3 protein-coding genes and 1 pseudogene are annotated in these 3,326 nt (G+C 65.5%); 2 read left to right on the top strand and 2 right to left on the bottom strand.

Translation table 11 applies throughout. The features are described 5' to 3' along the window. On the bottom strand, positions 1–548 hold a 548-nt coding region (locus tag V7Q39_RS20195), incomplete at its 3' end, for an aldo/keto reductase (RefSeq protein ID WP_333818410.1). Between the two features lie 86 nt (positions 549–634). Between V7Q39_RS20195 and V7Q39_RS20200 the strand changes: the two genes are divergently transcribed. Then, the gene (locus tag V7Q39_RS20200) at positions 635–1,483 is read left to right on the top strand and encodes a YihY/virulence factor BrkB family protein (protein ID WP_333818411.1); all 849 of its coding nucleotides are present in this window, start codon (positions 635–637) and stop codon (positions 1,481–1,483) included. An 80-nt stretch (positions 1,484–1,563) separates the two neighbouring features. Here V7Q39_RS20200 and V7Q39_RS20205 read toward each other — a convergent pair whose 3' ends face one another. Beyond that, positions 1,564–2,841: an ROK family transcriptional regulator gene (locus tag V7Q39_RS20205; protein WP_333818412.1), complete on the bottom strand. Its 1,278-nt coding sequence runs from the start codon at positions 2,839–2,841 to the stop codon at positions 1,564–1,566. A 371-nt stretch (positions 2,842–3,212) separates the two neighbouring features. Between V7Q39_RS20205 and V7Q39_RS20210 the strand changes: the two are divergent. Next, positions 3,213–3,326, top strand: a pseudogene (locus V7Q39_RS20210) (D-xylose ABC transporter substrate-binding protein); the annotation flags it as partial.

Below are 3,326 nucleotides of genomic sequence, written 5' to 3' on the forward strand. Positions count from 1 at the left end.
TTCAGGATCGCCACCGCCTCGCGCGTGCGCTGGCTGTTGTAGCTGGAGATGCCGATATACTGCGCCCGGCCGGAGCGGACGATATGGTCCAGCGCGCCCATGGTTTCTTCCAGCGGCGTGTCGGGGTCGAAGCGGTGGGAATAGAAGATGTCGACATAGTCCAGACCCATGCGTTTGAGGCTCTGGTCACAGGAAGCGATGACGTATTTCCGGCTGCCCCATTCGCCGTAGGGGCCGTCCCACATCAGGTAGCCGGCCTTGGAGGAGATAATCAGTTCGTCGCGCAGGGAGCGGAAGTCGGTCTTCAGGAGTTCCCCGAACGCCTCTTCGGCGCTGCCGGGGGGTGGACCGTAGTTGTTGGCGAGGTCGAAATGCGTGATCCCGAGATCAAAGGCGGTGCGGCAGATCGCCTGTTTGGTGGAATGCGGCGTGTCGTGACCGAAATTGTGCCAGAGGCCCAGGCTGATCGCCGGAAGCTTCAGGCCGGAGCGTCCGCAGCGGTTGTAGATCATCCGCTGATACCGGTCGTCGGCTGGGATATAGGTCATGGTGTCCTCCTGTTGGCGCTACCATTCCACGCGGGGCATCCGGCTTCAAGTTGCGTCGCGCGGCAATCCGGGGGAAGCTCTGACGCATGAGGCAGGTGCGGCAGGTCTGGGACTTTCTGGTATGTGTCTGGCTGCGGGTGGGTGACGGGCATTTTGGCCTGATCGCCGCCGGGGTGGCCTTCTTCGCCATGTTCGCCGTCTTCCCCGGCCTGGCCGCCGCCGTGGCGGTCTGGGGCATGTTCGCCGATCCCGGCGTGATCCAGGGTTATCTGGCGGTGGCCGAACGCTTCCTGCCGCCCGAGGCGCGGACGCTGGTGCACGACCAGGTGATGGGGCTGATCACCGCGCCGCGCTCCGCGCTGCAATGGACGACGCTCCTGTCCTTGATGATCGCGCTTTATTCGGCGCGGGCCGGGGTCTCGGCGCTGGTGCAGGGGCTGGACGTGGTGCACCGCTCGCGCCCGCGCAGCTGGCTCAAGGGCTGGGCGGTGGACTTCATCCTGACCGCCTCGCTGATCGGCGCACTGTTCGTGGCGCTGGTGACGGTGGTGGTGGTGCCGGTGCTGCTGAGCTACGTGACCTTCGGCACCTTCGAGGCCTGGCTGACCAGGGTCCTGCCTTGGGCGGCGATGTTCCTTCTGGTCGTCACCTGCCTGTCTATCCTTTACCGTTTCGGACCGAATGTGCCGGGGGGGTTCCGCTCGCCCTGGATCACGGTGGGCGTGCTGGTCGCGGCTTTGGCCTGGGCCGGGGTGTCGATCGGATTTTCGGTCTATCTGGCGAATTTCAACAGCTACAACGCGATCTACGGCTCTATCGGGGCGGTGATCATCCTGATGATGTGGCTCTACCTGTCGGTCTGGGCGGTGCTTCTGGGCGGGGCGATCAATGCCGAACTGGACGCACGGATGCGGGGATGGCTGGCGCGTCGGTGACGTCGTCACCCCTCGCGGCGTCGCGGAGACGTCGAACGAGGAACGGTCAGAAGCGCGCGTCGGGCAGGCCGCAGAAGGGACTACTGCGCGGCGATTTCGCGGCTGGCGGGCGCCAGGATCGCCCCGGTCACTTCCGAGAGCGCCAGCGCCGCCGCGCCATGCGCCCAGAGAAGGTCGCCCCAGGCATGGATCTCGATCGGCGGGGGCGCGCGTCCGGTGTCGATCGCCAGGTTCTCCATCTCGGACAGGGTTTCGGCGGCGTAGAGGTAGTCATACCGCATCCGCTCGCCCGACAGGATGATCAGCGAAGGGTCGAAGAGGTTCACCACATTCGACAATCCCACCGCCAGATAGCGCCCGGCGCGGCGGAAAATCGACTTCGCCGTCGCATTCCCGGCCTTGGCATGGTCATACAGGCTTTCCAGCAGAACGGTGATCGGCTGGCTTTCCTTGTGGCCCCAGTTCAGCGCCGTCGCCGCCTCACGCGCGAGCGCATAGTCCGCCACATAGGCCTCCAGGCAGCCGCGCTGGCCGCAGCGGCAGAGCGCCCCGTCGAGCTGGACCTTGGTATGCCCCAGCTCCATCCCCAGCCTTTGCGCGCCGCGATAGATGCGGTGGTTCATGACGAAGCCCATGCCGACGCCATGCTCGATGGTGACGACGGCGAAATCCGACAGGCTGCGCCCGGCGCCGAACCACAGCTCGGCCAGCGCCACGAGGTTGGCGTCGTTGTCGATATGGACCGGCAGACCCAGATGCGCGGTGGCTGCGGCGGCGACGGGCACCGCACGGTCGGCGAGGATCGAGGACCAGAAGACCACGCCCTCGGCGCAGTCGACGAAGCCCGGAAGCCCGATGCCGACGGCGGAAAGGTCCGTACGCTCCACCCCCGCCTTGGCGCAGACGCGGGAGAGGAGCGTTTCGATCGTGTCCAGGATTTCCGGCAGCGACATCGGCCCCGGCAGGCGCGGGATGGAGTCGTCGGCGATCAGCTTGCCGGCGAAATCGACGATCACCGCGGTATGTTCACGGTCCGACAGTTTCATCCCCGCGACGCGGTGCGCCTGGGCCCGCACCCCCAGCGCCACGGCAGGGCGGCCGCGCCCGGCATCGTTCTCGCGCGGGGCGGCGACCTCCTCGATCAGGCCGGCCTCGATCAGTTCCGAAGACATCGTCGTGACCGAGGCGGGGCTGACGCCCAGATCCTTGGCCAGTTGCACGCGGGGAATAAGCCCGGCGGCACGGATCAGCTCGAACACCTGCTGGCGCAGGGGGCGCTGGCTTTCGGTCAGGGGCGGGATCAGGGGGCCGACACCCCTTCGCCTCTCCCCGTCCGACAGAACCACCTTCGGATGCATTTCCTGAAATCTCCGAAGCTCGCGCTACTGCGTTCCGCCGAGGTCTCGTCTTCCCCGTCCCTGCCAAGCTTTGCCCGCCAGATTTATTTTGACAACTGAAATTGTTGTACCTGACCCGGCCATAGCCCCGCTGAACCCTTGCCGCGAGGGACGGAGGACCCCGCCTGCATATAGGGATGGCGGGTCAAACGGTTATCAGCGGCCCGGAACCCTGCGATACGGGGCCGGGAAATAGGCCAGAACGGAGCCGAACAGGGCCCTGCGCTTTTATATTTTGACACCTGAAATTATTCGCGGCACAGTCCTGCCTGTCCCGGCGAATCTGCCGGGCCGGTCATGGCATGGCGTGGCCGACACACAGGGAGGATAAAATGCGTACCACCATTCTCGCCGCCGTTCTGGCGGTGACCGGATTCTCTTCCGTTGCACTGGCCCAGGATTTGAAGGTTTGTGTTTCGTGGTCGAACTTTCGTGAGGAGCGTTGG

Source organism: Tabrizicola sp. (genome assembly GCF_036781545.1).
Classification (GTDB): domain Bacteria; phylum Pseudomonadota; class Alphaproteobacteria; order Rhodobacterales; family Rhodobacteraceae; genus Tabrizicola.